We start from the raw sequence: 17051 nt of genomic DNA on the forward strand, positions 1-17051 counted from the left end.
TTTTTCTACTTACACATTTAATTTGTTAGAAAATAAGGTCTGCGATAACTAAAGATGCTTTGGTTGAGTAGTTTTTGCGCATCAAGACCCATTATAAATTTAATTTGAATACTCGAGTCAAATTTGGCTGACTCATTTTCAAATTGGCCAACCGGTTTATTTAAGTCAGTTTCAATTTGTCGGCTACCCGAAAGTTGAATCGCCCAACAACATGACTGGTATTGTACACCAGTTAAAAATTCTACGCTGCGATCACTTTCTAGATCACGTTGATAGCTTGAAACAAGCTGCCATTGTTCGCCTATTGGATAGCTTGCGAAAATACCAACTTGTTCAATGGTATTTCCTGAGACATTATCTGCATAGCGATGGTTCAATTGAATTAGCTCATTATTATCACCCTTATAATCAAGCGTTAAATGTGAGTTAACTAATTCACTGCTATCTGTATCGTATTGCAGGCCAGCAGATAAGTACCAATTTTTGTGCCAGTGCAACATTGCTTCACTGGCAAATAAAGAATTATAGCTAGTGTTATCGTCTATTTCTGTTTCTGATGGTTTTGCTTTATCAGAAACATAGAAAATTTGACCAATACTAAAATTAAATACTTCGTTATTTTGCTGGTTAAATATGCGTGTTGTCGCACCTAAAGTAAACTGGTTTGCAGTTGCAATTCTATCTACACCAGAAAAACGCTGTTCGCGAAATAAACCATAAAAGTCATCTTGTAGTTTAACGGTATCATAGAGGCCAATATTTGATTGGTCTTTTTCCGGTATATATAAATACTGCGCTTTGGGTTCCAAAGTTTGCAGGCCGTTATCAACTAACCAGTGGGTATCACGTTCAAAATTTATCTGTCCGTAAAGGCGTAGTTTTGGCAACGTTCGGTTGACGTTTTCTTCAAATTGCGAGTTAGTAAAGTCGCCCTGTTGATGATAGTTGGTTTGTAAAACACTCAACTCAGATAGAAAGCTCCATGCATAATCATTAATGCCATAACTTAATTTTGGTTCTAAATGCAGTCGCGTAGCTTCTTCAACGGTTGCTTCATCATTTTGGAAGTGAGCAAATTCACCGTTGAAGGTAAAATCAAAACCATAGAAATCAAAAGCATTGATTTGATTAAACGTAATTTGTGGCAATGCTCGATAAGATTCTAGGTGATCCCCCAGTACTTCAAAACCTTGCAGCTTAATGTCAGTGTGCCAGTTTTCACCTAAATGGGTTAATTGAATTAAATGATTTAGCTGGGTATCGGTGCGGTTTGCGTAACTAGAACCCATATCATTGATGTAGTTGTCGTCACTGATATTTGTAATATCAATTTGGCCGCGCCAGTTATCATTAATTTTACTGTACTGACTTAAATGGAGTAGGTAGCGGCTATTAAGTTCAGGGGCTGAATCGTCACTACTAAGGTACTCAATTGCAGCCATACCTTGATGTTGTTCAGTTAAATAGCGAAATTCAGTTTGTAGTTGAAACCCTTTGTTTGCCATATACCTAGGCGTAATAGTTGCGTCATAATTTGGCGCAATATTCCAATAAAAAGGTGTTTCAATTTCCAAACCATAGCGATTTGAGCTGCTGAATGTTGGCTCAATAAACCCTGATTTACGTTTATCAGAGATGGGAAAGGTAAAATAGGGTAAATAGAATACTGGTGTGTCGTAAACTTTTAGAACAGCACCATAGGTTTCGCCCCAACCTTCTTCTTGTGAAAGTTTAATTTTACGCGCATCTAAAGCCCAAACAGGATTCTCACTCGGACAGGTTGTAAAGCTTGCATCTTGAAGCAATAAGGCTTGCTCGTTTACTTCGAGCAATTTAGCTTCCCCGCGGCCTGCTTGTTGAGTGAATTGATACTTTGCATCACCCAGTGATAATTCAGATGAATTAAAATTAGCAAAAAAGTGTTTAGAGGAAATATAGCTGTTGGGATCTTGGTAAATTATTGGCCCAATGGCATTTAGCATTCCGTTGGTTTTATCAAGTTCAGCACTTGATGCCGTTAAGCTCATTTGGGGAGAGTCCATAAATACATTGCCACTAAACAATGCTTTATTTTTTCCAGCCAAGGATACTTGATCTGCGTTTATTGCTAATTGTCCTTGGGCAAGTGCAGAGCTTGACTGCCAGCGTAGGTTAGGATCTGTTTCACACAGGGAAAACATATCTGAAGCACTTGTTAGGGGTGACATAAATATAAGTGTTGCAAATATGCCAAAAGGGCTTTTCATCAATCAGATAACCTTGTGAATAAGAGCATATTAAAATCGGTTTTTGTACGTTTTTGTCAATACGAAGCTTTTTCGTATTTATAAACCTAATAATATCAATTTTGTTACGTCCAATTTGTATTCTCTGAACAAAATTTAAACGTGTAGTATCAATACGCTCTAGAATAATTTAATTTAAATGATTTCTCTCATTTCTTGAGCTGATAATATACCATTGAAAAGAGAAAAATACTTGTGCAATTAAGCGTCATTTATACTCAGGTAGCAAATGGCAAAGGACAATGCACAATTTGTAATTAATTGTAGTTGGGGTTAAGCCTTGCATAACCAATTGTTTGATGCGTTTTTGACGCAGAATTTACCTAATATTAATAACCCGCATTCTTTCCACATTGAATTAATAACTGGCGACGCGAGCTTTCGCAAATACTATCGCGTAACTGCTAACAAGCAGAGCTACATTTTAATGGTGTCGCCACCGGAACTTATTAATAATGAGCCTTTTATTGAACTCAACACCTTGTTTAACCAAGCTAACTTTAAAGTACCAAAAATTTTAGCTGTGAATTCAGAACAAGGCTATTTATTAATTGAAGACTTAGGAAGTACTCACTTTGCGGATTGTCTTGGGAAAGGTAACGAGTGTGAATTGTACCAACAAGCAATTGACCTATTGCCTCAAATTGCCATTTTACCTCCAAGCCCAGCAATGAAGCCTTATGATGCCAAATTTATCGACCTTGAACTCGAGATTTTCAATGAATGGTTAGTGCAAAGTTTTTGCAAAATTGAAATGGATGTTGGTGCAGAAAAGAATTGGCAACAAGTAAAACAACAGCTGATTAATGCGCTCGAAATGCAGCCTAAAGTAACCATGCATCGCGATTACCACAGCCGCAATTTAATGTTATCTAATGAGCAATGGGCGATTATCGACTACCAAGATGCAGTGCAAGGCCCGCTTACTTATGATTTAGTTTCACTCACCAAAGATTGCTACCAAGTATTACCTCAGGCGCTGAGAGGCTCGCTGATAAAATATGGTTTTGCACAGTATGAAAAAGCAGGCTTAACAGGCGGGCTTACTTTTACTGACTTTGAAATGCTTTACACCTTAACAGGCATTCAACGTCATTTGAAAGCTGCAGGCATATTTTGCCGTTTAAGTTTACGTGATGGAAAGCAAGGTTATTTACCGCATGTGCTTGATACTCTTCACTATGTAATTGTAGCTTGTGAAGAAGTGGCTAATGCATTTCCTGTGCTTGGTTATTTTGCCGAGTGGTTACAAACAACTGTACAACCACAACTGGAGGCGAAACTGTGAAAGCAATGATTTTGGCAGCTGGTCGCGGAAAGCGAATGATGCCACTTACTGAGCATATGCCCAAGCCAATGTTAACTGTAAATGGTAAGCCTCTGATCCAATATCATATTGAACGTTTGGCAAATGCAGGCATTACAGAAATCGTAATCAATCTTGCTTGGTGTGGTGATGTTATTCGTAACACACTTGGCGATGGCAGTGAGTTTGGTGTTAACCTTATCTACAGTGATGAAGGTGGTGAAGGGTTAGAAACCGCAGGCGGTATTCTTAATGCACTGCACTTATTATCAGATACGTTTATTGTTATTAACGGTGATATTTACACTGATTATGATGTATCTAGTTTGACACACATCGCAATGTTACCTCATCAAGCGCATTTAGTTTTGGTCGAAAATCCTGAACATAACCCTAGAGGTGACTTTTCAATTGTTCACGGATTTGCTGTTAGCGATGCCAGTAGAGAAGATAATTATACTTTTGCCGGAATTGCGCTTTATCACAAATCATTTTTTGCAGAACGAAAAACTGCATTTTTACCTTTAGCGCCGATGTTACGTGAAAAAATGGTTGAAAAATTAGTCACCGCAGAGCTTTATATTGGTAATTGGTATGATATTGGCACGCCAGAGCGGTTGGCTGAAATAAATCGACAGGAGTTAATTAGTTAAATGTGGGGAAAGTTACTAGGTGCTGGATTTGGATTTTTATTTGGCAAATGGTTAGGGGCGATTTTAGGCCTTTACCTTGGGCACTTGTTTGACCGTGGACTAAAACAAGACTTTAACAAGGCCGGTGGTTTTCAAGGTTTTTTTGATAATAGCTCCGTGTCTGAAAAGCAGGCGCTATTTTCCTATACTTGCTTTGCGGTAATGGGGCATATTGCCAAATCAAATGGTCGTGTAAACGAGCAACATATCTCTGCCGCATCGCGCTTTATGGATGAGATGGGTCTCACAGGTGATGCTCGCCGAGACGCGCAAAATGCCTTTCGCAGTGGAAAAGAAGCGGACTTCCCATTTAAATCCGTGCTAAAAGATTTTCGCGACCGTTTTTCTGGTCGTTACGACCTCATTCAACTGTTTCTTGAAATTCAAATCCAAATGGCATTCAGTGATGGCGAATTAAGTAACAAAGAACGTGAATTACTGAAACAGGTCAGTAAATTAATTGGCATCAACAGTGCGCATTTTACCTTTATTTTAAAGCGTTATATTGCGGAATTTGAATTTCATCGCTACCAACATACTAAACAAAATCAGCAACAATCACATCGTTCATCAAGTAATACAGCACAAACAAGTGAGTTATCGCGCACTAAAGCACTGCAGGTATTAGGCTTAGATGACAGTGCCGATCAAAAAGCAATTAAAAAGGCTTACCGAAAGCTAATGGCACAACACCATCCAGATAAATTAGTGTCACAAGGTTTACCCCCAGAAATGATGCAGCTTGCGAAGCAAAAAAGCCAAGACATTCAATCGGCTTACGAGTATCTCAAACGAAAGTAAAGATAGGTTAATAGCGATTGATACTAGAGTCCTAGCCAAGTTAGAAAGCCGTAAATTTCTTTCGACAACCGCTGGTGTTGTTGCTCACTCGATTGGCTGCCAAATAAAGTTCGCTGGCGATAATTAAGTTTATGATTACGACGGGCTAGTTTTTTTCTTAAAGCCATTTGTTCGCTTAACCAGTGATTATGACTTTGGTAAAAAATATCGAGTGTTGGCCAAGTGGAAGTGGTAACCGTTTGGTTTAATGCTTTATTTTTTTGTGGGTCATTATAAAAATTATTCAATAGTACTAAGGCATCAATCGGCTCTGAAGTTTGTTGGTTTAAGTAACTATTGAGGATCGCGCCGCTTTGTCCTTGAGTAATTACAATAACAAAACCTGGGTGATTAAGCGCTTGCTGATACATTGCTTTAAAACGGCTAGTTAGGCTTAACGCATAAGCGTCAAAATCGGGCTTGGTATATTGAGCAATATTTGGAGCAAGGCTTATATTGTCATTTTCTGGTAGCTCTTCCGTGTTAATGCGTGGGGAGCTGCCGGCACTAATGCTATAAGTCACCCAGCCATAATCATTCAATGACTTACGCAAAAAATCGATACCACGGTCATTTGCTTGAGTTAAATGCCAGTCAGCAATCAAAATCGCCACACCTTTGTCAAACTCTGCAGTATGATCGCGATACAATGCGGTGAGTTCATTGTCACCCGCAAGCACTTTAACCACTTCCGATTTATCGTAATATTGGTTAATGTCTTGGTTTGCTTGTAGCTCTTTATTTATGGGGGTGATCCATTCAACCTCATTCGCATTTATAAAAAATGAGGCTGTTATGAAGGCAACAAAGGTAAAAGTTGTTTTAAAATTCACACGCGTAAATAATTGTTTGATTTAGTTGTTTATCGACTTATCAAACAATTATTTTAGTTTAAAAATCGGGATCGCAATAAAAACTTAATTGTTCTTGTGTGATTGGATGAGTAAAGCTTAAATACTCTGCATGCAATTGTAAGCGTGGTGCCATTGCCAATGCTTCAGAGTGAGCATAAAGACGATCACCTAAGATAACATGGCCAAGTGATAACATATGCACTCGTAACTGATGTGAACGACCGGTAACTGGGGTCAAGGCGACACGTGTTGCATTTTCTTCATAAGATAAGACTTCGTAGTGAGTCAGTGATGGTTTGCCGCGTTCATGATCTACCATTTGTTTTGGACGATTTGGCCAATCACAAATTAGTGGTAGGTCAACCGAACCAGTTTGGGGTTCCAACTTTCCGAAAACACGTGCGATATAACGTTTTTTAGTTTCTCTATCTTGAAATTGGCGACTGATTTCACGGTGTGCGGACTTGTTAAGTGCTAAGCAAATAATACCTGAAGTTGCCATATCCAATCGGTGCACTATGGTAGCTGTTGGAAAAACAACATTAACACGATTGATTAGGCTGTCTTTATGTTCAGGCGCTTTACCTGGCACTGTTAGTAACCCACTTGGTTTATTCAAGATAATCAGGTCATTATCTTGATAAAGAATATTAATATAGGGCGAGGTTGGTGGGTTGTAGTTTAACAGCACAGTGATTCCAGCAAAAAAATAGGGCTTAATTCAAGCCCTATTTTAAAGCAATTCTGGTTAGTGAGAAACCACTATTAAGCGGATAGCATCAAGCTTAAGTTCTGCTTTTTCAACATGCTCAAGCAATTGTGCTTTTTGCTTTTCAAGGTAAAACAACTCATCTTCGCGCACATTAGGATTGAGTTGTTTTAATGACTTCAAGCGCGCGAGCTCATCATCAAGATTGGTATTTACACTGCATTTAGCGTTTTCTTTTAGCGCTGTTAATTGCTCTTTAGCTGAATTGTTCGCTTTTTCAATTAGTGGGTGAACACTTGATTGAAGCGCGGAAGCAAGCTTACTCGCTGTTTGTTTACCTACTGCATTAAGCTGTTGGTTAAACGTATCAAATGCTACATTGGCTGCTAAATCATTGCCGTTTTTATCAAGCAGCAATCGCACTGGCGTAGTCGGTAAGAAACGGCCCATCTGCAGCGCTTTAGGTGCACTGGTTTCTGCAAGGTAAATAAGCTCAACAAAGAAACTACCAGCCGGCAATTGTTTGTTTTTCAAAAGTGCAACTGAGGTTGTACCTAAGTCATCATCAATAATCAGTTCCATCGCCCCTTGTACCATTGGGTGATCCCAACTTAAAAAGTGCACATCTTCTTGTGCAAGCGCTGTATCACGGTCAAAGGTAACAGTCAGGCCTTCATCTCGTAAGCATGGGAACGAAGGGGTTAACATATGCTCTGTTGGTTTTAATACAATCGAGTTTTCACCGCGGTCTTCTTGCGAAATACCAAAAATATCAAACACCTTAATCATAAACATTGGCAGTGCAGTTTGATTATCCAATGATTCAATATCTTTAACTAATTGTTCTGAGCGCCCTTGTCCTTTTGAGTGAAGCTCAAGCAATCGGTCGCGGCCTTGCTCCATTTTTTGTTTTAGCGCTTGATTTTGTTTATTTACTGACTCGAGTAACGGGTCGAGTTCTTCTTCATCTGTATTGTGATTTGCAATTAGTTCTAAGAGTTCCTCTTTGAACTCTGAATACAGTAATTGACCTGTTGTTAAGGTGTGTTCAAATGCTTCGAGTGCCTCATGGTACCAGCGGAAGAGGACTTCTTGCGCGGTATTCTCAAAGTAAGGAACATGAATTTTAATATCTTCACTCTGACCGATACGGTCTAAGCGACCAATGCGTTGCTCAAGTAAATCTGGGTTAAGTGGTAGATCAAATAAAATCATATGGTGAGCAAACTGGAAGTTTCGCCCCTCAGAACCAATTTCAGAACAAATTAATACCTGTGCTGCATCTTCTTGCTCGGCAAAATAGGCCGCTGCTCGGTCACGCTCGATAATGCTCATGCCTTCATGGAATACGGCCGCTTTAATACCTTCGCTTTCACGAATGGCTTGTTCGAGGCTGAGAGCGGTTTGTGCTTCGCTACAAATAACCAGTACTTTTTCGCGTTTTAGTTCAAGCAGTTTTTCTGCAAGCCATTCAACACGAGGATCAAATTGTGTCCAGCTAGCTGATTCACCCTCAAACTCCTGGAAAATTTTCTCTGGGAATAGGGCGCGTTTAGCACGCATTTCAGCATCTTTTAAGCCCGCAATATTACCCATCACATTCATTGCTGTAGTGTATTGCTTTGGCATGGCTGCAGGGTAAGCGTGAAGCTCACGAGATGGGAAGCCTTGAATACTACTGCGACTATTTCTAAACAGAATACGGCCTGTACCGTGTCTATCAAGTAGCATCGAGAGTACTTCATTTTTAGCTGCTTGCTCGCCTTGTTCAACTTGGCTAAGCAAGGTAGAAATATCACTTTCTTTTAAAAGCGTTGTTAATGTAGCTTTAGCGTTATCACTAAGTAGCTCATCAGCAAGTAATTGGTTCGCAGCGTCGGCGACTTCCTGATAATGACTCTCTTCTTCTACAAATGCTTGGTAATCGTAAAAACGATTTTCATCAAGTAGCTTTAAACGGGCGAAATGACTTTCATGACCGAGTTGATCCGGCGTCGCTGTGAGTAGAATTAATCCCGGAATATCTTGGCTTAACTCTGCAATGCGGTTGTATTCGGTGCTCGATTTCTTTTCGCTCCACTTCAAGTGGTGCGCTTCATCAACAACTAATAAATCCCAGTCAGCTAGTGTTGCTTGTTCAAACCACGTTTTCTTTTTCGTGAGAAACTCAAGGCTAGTTAAAATAAACTGTTCTGTTTCAAAAGGGTTTGCAGCATCTGCGTAAGCTTCAGTACAGCGCTCATCATCAAAAATTGAGAACTGTAAGTTGAAACGACGTAGCATTTCTACCAGCCATTGGTGCTGTAAGTTTTCCGGAACCACAATCAGCACACGAGAAGCGCGACCAGTCTGAACTTGCTGATGAATAATCATACCGGCTTCGATGGTTTTACCTAAACCTACCTCATCAGATAGTAATACGCGTGGTGCAAAACGTTTACCAACTTCTTCGGCAATATAAAGCTGGTGTGGAATTAAACTAGCACGTGCCCCCACTAAGCCTTTTAAGCTAGATTGTTGGTTTTCATGGATATGACTAAGCGTGTTATGGCGAAGTGTAAAACGGTCGAAACGGTCGATTTGGCCTGAGAATAATTTATCTTGTGGTTTATTAAATTTAATAAAATGGTCAAGAAAGGTTTCTTTTAGTACTACTTGTTCTTGGTTATCTTCACGTGTACCAAGGTAAGTAAATAATCCATTTTCTTCTTCAACTTGTTCAACAATGAGTTCCCACTCGTCAACACTACGCACTTTGTCACCCACATTGAATGCAACTCGGGTTACAGGTGCTTCAGAAATACTGTACACACGGTTTTCACCACTGGCTGGGAATAAAATGGTGACTTGGCGTCCTTCACAGGCTACTACCGTACCTAAGCCTAAATCTGATTCGGTGTCGCTGATCCAGCGTTGACCTAAAGAAAAGCTCATTTTTAACTCGCTACTATCGAAAAAAGGCGGCTATGTTACCTAGATTTCTCGTTGGATTCACCTGTTAATTTTTAGCCACTTTAATGTTTGTATTTTATCAAGAATTATGAACTTTTTTTGTCATAAAAAAGCCAAATTCGTGAAATAGACTAAACTTAAAAGTAAAGCAAAAACCATAAACCCGCCAGCTAAGAGAAGGAACAGCTTATGGGAAAAGTGCGCAATAACGATAATAAACTCTATGTATTAGATACCAACGTATTACTTCACGAACCTTTCGCCTTTTTATCTTTCCAAGAACATCAAGTCGTTATCCCAATGACAGTACTCGAAGAGCTCGACCACATTAAAGATCGCAAAAAAGATGTGAGTCGTGATGCGCGTATTGCCATTCGAGCATTAGACGATGTGTTACGTGATGCTTCGCCGGAAGAAATGTTGGCTGGGGTCGATTTATCAGGAGTCACCAAAAATTGTACTGGTAAGCTAACCATTGTTAATGACCATATTTTTGAAGATGCGGTGTCTGGTCTTCCTGGCGATGAAAATGATCACCGTATTATTAATACTGCGCTTCACTTACAACAGTTACGTGTAGAAGTGAAAGTGGTGTTAGTAACTAAAGATATTAATATGCGCCTTAAAGCAAAAGGTGCAGGGCTTGAATTTGTCGAAGATTATCGAACCGACCAATTGATTGATGATATTAGCCTCTTAACAAGCGGCTACAAAAAACTCGATGGTGACTTTTGGGCTCATGTAAAAGAGTGCGACAGTGAGCAAAATGGTCGCGATACTTATCATACTGTACCACGCAGTTTACTGAACGAAGTGTTTATTAACGAATACTTGCTTGATGAAACGGGTCACTTTGCTGCGCGTGTAGTTGATTATGACGAAGAGCATATCAAGCTACTTGATTTAGGCTTTGAACGCATAATGGGACGAAGTGCGTGGGGGATTGTGCCTAAGAATGTGTATCAAGCTATGGCGATTAATTCATTATTAGACCCAAATCTAGATTTAGTCATTTTAACCGGGCCTGCAGGATGCGGTAAAACCTTATTAGCCTTAGCATGTGCGCTAGAGCTTGTGATTGAACGCGGTATGTATGACAAAATAATTGTTACACGAAATACCCCTGAAATTGCAGAGTCGATAGGCTTTTTACCAGGCACCGAGGAAGAAAAGATGTTGCCATGGCTTGCCGCAATAACCGATTCACTAGAGGTACTGCATAAAAACGATGAAAACCCTATTTCTAGCCGAAATTATATTATGGAAAAGGCCAATATACAGTTTAAGTCGATTAACTTTATGCGCGGTCGCAGTATTCAAAATGCCATAGTAATTTTGGATGAAAGCCAAAACTTAACAGCGTCACAACTTAAAACCATCATTACGCGTTGCGGTGAAGGAACCAAACTCATTTGTTCGGGTAATTTAGCTCAAATAGACAGTAATTATTTAACACCAGTCACTTCAGGCTTAACTTATATTGTTGAACGTTTTAAAGACTTCCAAGGTAGTAGTACGGTTAATTTAAATGGCGTGGTGCGAAGCCGATTAGCTAGTTTTGCAGAAGAAAACTTATAATTTTTTAAACAAATATATAAAAGGGCTGGTAACGACCAGCCCTTTTTTAGCGAATAGTTAAATAATCCGTGTTTAGATTAAATTACATCAACAATATATTGTTTGCTATTAAGCATACTCCAAGAGCTTGGACTTACTTCAGCAATCGGCATTTGTTTTGGACCAGTTACTTCACCTACTAGGTACTTTAAGCCATTAATTTCGATGTGTTTATCTTCTTTGCGAATGGGTAGGTTTAAACCTATTAGCGCGTGTTTTGGTGTAGTTATCATGGCTATTGTTAAACGCGGGTAAATTGCTTTTAAAATCGCACTGGTCAGAACTAGTTTACTATCAACATCGCCGTACTCTTGGCGGATCAGCTTTAAAGGTGGTTTAAAGTTCTCGCCGCTATGGTGGAAGCGATCTGGTAATTCGGAAGTAGGCATAGATTGTACCCAACCTAAAACGAAATTAATAATCGTTTGCGGCCTTACATTGAGCCCATATTTTTCAATCACTGCCTCCCGGATAGGGGTGATGTAATTGTATGATTCTTTTACAAATCGAGGTAAGTCAGGCCTTACCGCATCGGTTGCCCAAATTGCTTCTAAATCAGCGTAATAGTGCCTCTTTAAATAGCTTTTACGCGCACTTTGTTTGGCGTTTTCAACACGGGTTTCTACTTCATTTAATAAGGCTTTTTCATCGCTGAAAACTTTGTACTCAATACTGCGCTCCTTACGCGTGGTTTCGAGGCGATATTTACGACGGTCAAACTCTTTAATAGTATTCATGACCTTAACGTTAATTTTGTCGAGATATTCTTGGTCGTTAAAACCTTTAAAGCGGCGGTAATGGTTAAACAATTGATCGTTTGAGTAAGTAAAATTGAGTTTTTGCTGATTGCCTTGATAATCACGCCATGAGTAATAAAACGTTTGCTGTTCTTTTTCTTGTGTTACTTGTCTATCGGCTGCAAAACAAGTTGCAACGAGTGAGCTTAAGCTAAAAAGAGTTGTTACGACTAAGGCGCGTAAAAGTCTATCCATTGCCTTTTCCATTTTTGGGTGGTTATCTTTATTAAAGATTGTGTTAAATATTTATAAGCTTAGTCAAGATGTTGTGATAGAAAGAAATATTTCTAAGGGGTTGGCTCAGCAACTGAGTTTGGTATGAAAAAGGAAGCAAACGCTTCCTTTTTTAGTTTGATATTATTATTCCATTAGCTCACGAATGTATTTTACAGGTGCACTACCGTAACTTAAAAATTCTTCGTGGAAGGCTTTCAAGTCAAACTGATTACCTTGTTTTGCTTTTTGTGCTTCGCGGAAATCATAGATTTCACGATAACCAGTGTAATAGCTTGTTAGCTGAACTTGACTGAGTGTTGCACGGCGCCATTTACCTTCAGCTTCCGCGCGTTCTTGGAATGCGCCACTCATTAGTAAATCAAGACCTTGCTCTTTACTTATACCTTCTACTTGAATTTGGTAATCGAGAATTGTGTTGCAAATTACACGTAAATTCCATTTGTAATACATCAGCCACATTTCAGGTTCAAAGTTGCCATAGCCTTCTTCAAGCATCATACGTTCTGTGTAAACAGCCCAACCTTCAATCATGGCACCGTTGCCTAAAATACTTTTAATTAACGATGGCGACTCATTTGAATATACTAGTTGTGTGTAATGCCCAGGAATCGCTTCATGAATATTTAAGATTTGCAAAATCCAATGGTTATATTCTCTTAAATACGATTCAGCCTGTTCATCAGTCATATTGTCCAGTGGGGTGACATTGTAATACGTGTTTTCTTTTTTCGCATAAGGGCCTGGCGCACTGATTGATGCGCCAGCAAAACCGCGCATGTAATCCGGTGTTTCACGCACTACAAGCGGTTTTTCAGGGTCAAGCGTAATTAAGTCTTTTTCTTTTATAAACGCTTCGAGCTCAGGGATTTGTTTTTTAATTTCTGCGACAAAATCTTCACGCTTTACGTGTTTAACGGCAAGGTGATTAATTAATGTTGCAATGGCCTTTTGTGGCTCACTAGGCATGGTTTGATTGGCGAAATATTTAGGCCAAAGCTGCTCGGTAATTTTGAGCATTTCAGCTGTAACACGGGCTTTATCATCAAGCGCTTTTTGATAGACCTGTTTGGCGGTATAGCCAGATTGAATATCAAAGGCAAACTTTTGCTCGTAGAGTTCCTCGCCAATTCTAAATGAGCGCGCACTGTTGTTTGCAACGAGTTCGGCTTCAAGCTTGGTTAAAAAATCAATATAGTCATTAATGGCCGTTGTTGCCGCTTTAAAGCGAGTTTCAAACAGTTCTTTATCAGTATCTGAAAGGTCTGATGTTTTTGCTTTAGTATATAAATCCTTATTTAAAACACTGAATGCACCTTTATTTTGACTAATAGCTAACTGAGTGTACTCAAGAGTGGGTGTATCGATGTTTGCTTTTGCAGCGGCATAATATGCAGGTACATTTTCAAGGCGTTTAAGCACTTTGGCAATTTTACTGTTGTCATCATCAAAACGACTATTCATGATCATCGCAAACCCACCCGCAACATTGTAGTTCGATGGATTCCATTGCCATGGTTTGAATGTTTCTACTGACCAAATAATCTCGTTTAATAAGTTCTCAATTAAATAGTAATCAGTCTTTAAATTTGCAGGTAATTTTTCAAGTTCAAACTGCTTTAGATTTGCAAGATGGGTATTGGCAAATTTTATATCGTTTTTACGGCTTTGTTCATCTGGAACGGTAAGTATGTGGTCATATTTCCCATACCCTGCGTATTGAGACCACTCAGGGCTATAACGCCATAAATCTTCAATAAATTGCGCTGAAAAAGCTTCAAATGCAGCCGCTTGTGATTGTTGCTGGCTAACTGTTGAATTAGTGTTTGTGTTAGTACTTTGGCAAGCTGTCAGGCCAAGCGCAGCTATTAACGCTAAACTTAATGCGGTTTTTTTCATTGTGTCTCCCTAAAGTGAATATGAAGCGGCATAAATGGAGCAAACCGCATTAAAAACAGTGTAACAACTTTGTTTCAAAATCGAAGTTTTTTCGATAGTTAGTCAACTATACGCGATTACGTATTTGCCCCACTTGAAATGCCTCAATATTAAGCGCGATTTGCTGGATTAAACGAGATATTGACTGGCGACTTGCCCATGCAATGTGCGGTGTTAGTAATAAATTGTTCCCTTTATATTGGATTAACGGGTTACTGGCTTCTGCCGGTTCTTTACTGAGTACATCGATCGCAGCCCCCGCAATTTTTTTGTGAATAAGCGCATTTGCTAAAGCACTTTCGTTTACAATGCCGCCACGCGCTGTGTTGATAAGTACTGCATTTGGTTTCATTAAAGTAAATTCGTTGGTACTGATTAAGTTTTTGGTATCGTCATTTAGCGGGCAGTGGATTGAAATGATATCGCCATGCTTTAATGCCTCTTCAAATGCTACACGGCCTTCACGTACAGGGCTGTTTTTTCGCTCGCTAATAAGTACCTCAATGCCGAATGCGCTTGCGGCTTTTGCAACTGCGCTGCCTAAATCGCCATAGCCAATGAGTGCCATTTTTAAGCCTGCAACTTCATTTATCGGGTGACCTAAAAAGCAAAAATGCTGTGCTTGTTGCCACTGGCCATTTTTGCAATCAGCAATGTATTTGTGGGTATTGCCGAGTAAATTAAACAGTAGCGCAAAGGTGTGTTGCACTACACTCGCAGTTGAATAACCTGCAACGTTGGTAACCGCTATATCTTGTTGCTTTGCGGCAACTAAATCCACATTATTAGTGCCAGTTGCAGCGATACAAATAAGTTTTACCGTATTTAACTTTGATAAAGCATCTTGGTTTATTACGACTTTATTGGTAATAACTACATCAAAACCGTCACATCGCTCTACTACTTGCGATTGGTGAGTGTTATCAAATGTGGTGATATGGGAGCTGATCTCATTCAATGGTAATAAATCACCATTTTCAATGGTTGCGTAGTCAAGAATAACAATTTTCATATTTTTTAATAATCGATTTGACTTTGGAGTTAACTCTAAGGTTTATACTCATAGTGGAAGTTGATTTTAGTGTATCTTAATTAGGTGAACTAATGGTAAAAATAGGTGAAATCGCAAAGCGGCTAGGGGTATCAACTGATACGCTGCGCTACTATGAAAAACAAGGTATTTTAACATCATCAAGTCGAAGTGTTTCAGGATACCGTTTGTATACTGAGCAAGATATTGCCCAATTGGCATTTGTTATTCGCGCAAAAGATGTTGGTTTTACGTTAAATGAAATCAAAGAGTTATTGGCAATTAAAGTGGACAAGCAAAGTCACAGTTGTGAACAAGTAAAGCAGTTCACTAGCGAGAAAATTAGCCAAGTTGAGCGCAAAATCACTGAAATGAATGCCATTCTAAATTCACTAAAACTGCTTCATAAATCATGTTGTGGTGGTGATGAACCCGCCATTCATTGTTCGATTTTATCAGCTCTCGAGGTAAACAATGCTGCTAATTAATAATTTTATCGAGCTCTTTATCATTTCTGCCCCTTGGCTGTTATTAGGTTTATTTATTGCTGCACTCATTAATGTGTACTTACCAACGAATTTCTTAAATCGTCATTTAGGTAAAGAAGGTTTTGCCACCACCATCAAAGCGGCATTAATTGGTGCGCCAATGCCACTGTGTTCTTGTGGTGTTATTCCTGCAGCTCTTGGCTTAAGACGGGCAGGGGCATCAAAAAGTGCCACAACCGCATTTCTAGTATCAACACCTGAAACAGGGCTTGATTCTATTTCAGTATCCTATGTATTGCTTGGTCCATTTATGGCTATTATTCGCCCTATTGCAGCAGTGAGTAGTGCAATCACCGCAGGCTTATTGGTCGGTGGTGAGAAAATTAAAGAGAAAGTAAGTGTTTCATCAACTGAAAGCTCAGAAGCATTAACCGAAGCTTGCTGTAGCAAGTCGAAAGATTCTGTCGAAGTAAGTAACACTGAAACTCGGGAGGCAGCTTCTTGTTGTAATACAAAACAGACTACTGTCTCTAAAGAATCAGCATGCTGTGATAGTGCAAATAAAGTGGTTAACGACGAGGAAAAAGGCCAGACATCATGTTGCGCATCCGATGAAAAAGTTGTGGAGCAAGTGAAAGAGTCGTCTTGTTGTGCCAGCAAAAAACAAGCAACAGAAAGTTCTATGCAAAAGCTAAAACGTGCCTTTGCTTTTAGCGCGAATAAACTCCTAAGTGATACAGCAAAGTGGCTTATGATTGGTTTGTTCTTTGCGGCACTGGTGCAGACCTATGTACCACAAGATTATCTTCAACAATATGGCAGTGGTATTTGGGCGATGCTAGTGGTGATACTAATTAGTATTCCAATGTATGTGTGCGCAACTGCATCAACGCCTATTGCAGCTGGATTATTAATGTCAGGAGTGAGTCCAGGAGCAGCATTAGTATTTATGTTGGCGGGTCCGGCAACCAATGTGGCGACCCTTGGTGTTGTGGCCAGTGAATTAGGTAAACGCGCTGTTGCAGCTTATTTGATTGGCGTTATTGGTGTTGCATTAATCTTCGGTTTTATTACTGATTATCTAGTTGCGCGCTATGGGTTTGAAATCGCGCCATCATTACAGGCTTCACATCATGTACTACCAATGTGGCTGGAGTATTTTGCGGGTGGGCTGTTGGCACTATTATTGTTACGCCTAATTTGGTTAAAAGTGGCAGCGAGATAGCTGCTAATCTCTATTTAAAAAAGGAGCTTACGAGCTCCTTTTTTATTGATCTAAATCAATGTTTAAAAATAAAAGAAGCAAAAT

The 17051-nt window shown here is 39.5% G+C and carries 13 protein-coding genes; 6 read left to right on the forward strand and 7 right to left on the reverse strand.

What is annotated here, in order from left to right; all coding sequences use genetic code 11:
- Positions 1-17: 17 nt before the first annotated feature.
- A complete protein-coding gene (gene lptD / locus OM33_RS06210; RefSeq protein WP_038640090.1) occupies positions 18-2246 on the reverse strand; it encodes an LPS assembly protein LptD in 2229 nt (742 codons plus the stop codon).
- Positions 2247-2565: 319 nt separating this feature from the next.
- Between lptD and OM33_RS06215 the strand changes: the two genes are divergently transcribed.
- Genes OM33_RS06215 through djlA form a run of 3 tightly spaced genes read left to right on the forward strand, consistent with a single transcriptional unit; the run spans position 2566 to position 5084 of the window.
- Positions 2566-3573, forward strand: a complete 1008-nt coding sequence (locus OM33_RS06215; protein ID WP_234402726.1) for an aminoglycoside phosphotransferase family protein — start codon at positions 2566-2568, stop codon at positions 3571-3573.
- A complete protein-coding gene (murU, locus tag OM33_RS06220) occupies positions 3570-4244 on the forward strand; it encodes an N-acetylmuramate alpha-1-phosphate uridylyltransferase MurU (RefSeq protein ID WP_038640092.1) in 675 nt (224 codons plus the stop codon). The genes OM33_RS06215 and murU overlap by 4 nt, the downstream gene beginning before the upstream one ends.
- Positions 4245-5084, forward strand: a complete 840-nt coding sequence (gene djlA, locus OM33_RS06225; protein ID WP_038640094.1) for a co-chaperone DjlA — start codon at positions 4245-4247, stop codon at positions 5082-5084. It begins immediately after the preceding gene.
- 23 nt (positions 5085-5107) lie between these two features.
- Here djlA and OM33_RS06230 read toward each other — a convergent pair whose 3' ends face one another.
- The 3 genes from OM33_RS06230 to rapA are packed head-to-tail and all read right to left on the reverse strand — an operon-like array spanning position 5108 to position 9620.
- Complete coding sequence (locus tag OM33_RS06230; protein WP_038640096.1) at positions 5108-5956, reverse strand: DUF3530 family protein; 849 nt, start codon at positions 5954-5956, stop codon at positions 5108-5110.
- A 58-nt stretch (positions 5957-6014) separates the two neighbouring features.
- Entirely contained in the window at positions 6015-6668 is a 654-nt protein-coding gene (rluA, locus tag OM33_RS06235; protein WP_038640098.1) for a bifunctional tRNA pseudouridine(32) synthase/23S rRNA pseudouridine(746) synthase RluA, read from the reverse strand.
- A gap of 57 nt (positions 6669-6725) precedes the next feature.
- Positions 6726-9620 (reverse strand): RNA polymerase-associated protein RapA, encoded by a 2895-nt coding sequence (gene rapA / locus OM33_RS06240; protein WP_038640100.1) that lies wholly within the window; start codon positions 9618-9620, stop codon positions 6726-6728.
- A gap of 207 nt (positions 9621-9827) precedes the next feature.
- On the opposite strand from rapA, the gene OM33_RS06245 reads away from it, so the two are divergent.
- Positions 9828-11216, forward strand: a complete 1389-nt coding sequence (locus tag OM33_RS06245; RefSeq protein ID WP_038640102.1) for a PhoH family protein — start codon at positions 9828-9830, stop codon at positions 11214-11216.
- 77 nt (positions 11217-11293) lie between these two features.
- Here the strand turns inward: OM33_RS06245 and OM33_RS06250 are convergent, their stop codons facing one another.
- The 3 genes from OM33_RS06250 to OM33_RS06260 all read right to left on the reverse strand — a co-directional run bounded on the left by OM33_RS06250 (position 11294) and on the right by OM33_RS06260 (position 15236).
- A complete protein-coding gene (locus tag OM33_RS06250) occupies positions 11294-12247 on the reverse strand; it encodes a hypothetical protein (protein WP_038640104.1) in 954 nt (317 codons plus the stop codon).
- Between the two features lie 165 nt (positions 12248-12412).
- Positions 12413-14185, reverse strand: a complete 1773-nt coding sequence (locus tag OM33_RS06255) for a DUF885 domain-containing protein (protein WP_038640105.1) — start codon at positions 14183-14185, stop codon at positions 12413-12415.
- A gap of 106 nt (positions 14186-14291) precedes the next feature.
- Complete coding sequence (locus tag OM33_RS06260) at positions 14292-15236, reverse strand: D-2-hydroxyacid dehydrogenase (protein ID WP_038640106.1); 945 nt, start codon at positions 15234-15236, stop codon at positions 14292-14294.
- 92 nt (positions 15237-15328) lie between these two features.
- Between OM33_RS06260 and zntR the strand changes: the two genes are divergently transcribed.
- Both zntR and OM33_RS06270 read left to right on the forward strand, forming a co-directional pair.
- A complete protein-coding gene (zntR, locus tag OM33_RS06265) occupies positions 15329-15742 on the forward strand; it encodes a Zn(2+)-responsive transcriptional regulator (RefSeq protein ID WP_038640107.1) in 414 nt (137 codons plus the stop codon).
- The gene (locus tag OM33_RS06270) at positions 15729-16967 is read left to right on the forward strand and encodes an SO_0444 family Cu/Zn efflux transporter (RefSeq protein ID WP_038640108.1); all 1239 of its coding nucleotides are present in this window, start codon (positions 15729-15731) and stop codon (positions 16965-16967) included. Before zntR ends, OM33_RS06270 begins: the two co-directional genes overlap by 14 nt.
- Positions 16968-17051: the final 84 nt, after the last annotated feature.

Origin of the sequence: Pseudoalteromonas piratica (assembly GCF_000788395.1) — a bacterium.
Classification (GTDB): domain Bacteria; phylum Pseudomonadota; class Gammaproteobacteria; order Enterobacterales; family Alteromonadaceae; genus Pseudoalteromonas; species Pseudoalteromonas piratica.